We start from the raw sequence: 255 nt of genomic DNA, 5'->3' as shown, positions 1-255 counted from the left end.
CGCTCGATAAACACGTTGTCAATCGCCCTTCCCTTGCCGTCCATACTCAGGCGGATGCCGCTGGACTTCACCGTCGCGGTGAAGACTTCCGAGGTAAACTGGCTTCCCTGATCGGTGTTGAGGATCTCGGGACAGCCATACTGGCTGATGGCCTCTTCGAGCACCTCCTTGCACCATTCCGCGTCCATGTTGTTGGAGATGGACCAGCCGACGATATACCGGCTGTACAGATCGATGATCGCGGTCAGGTACATG

1 protein-coding gene is annotated in these 255 nt (G+C 56.9%); it reads right to left on the bottom strand.

Annotation, left to right across the window (positions count from 1 at the left end; genetic code table 11):
- The coding region (locus J0A68_RS23475) for a DDE-type integrase/transposase/recombinase (protein ID WP_206580539.1) at positions 1–255 on the bottom strand (255 nt) is incomplete at both ends.

Source organism: Algoriphagus oliviformis (assembly GCF_017254915.1).
GTDB lineage: Bacteria > Bacteroidota > Bacteroidia > Cytophagales > Cyclobacteriaceae > Algoriphagus > Algoriphagus oliviformis.
The sequence above is the reverse complement of the archived record's forward strand: the minus strand, read 5'-3'. Positions and strand labels throughout refer to the sequence as shown.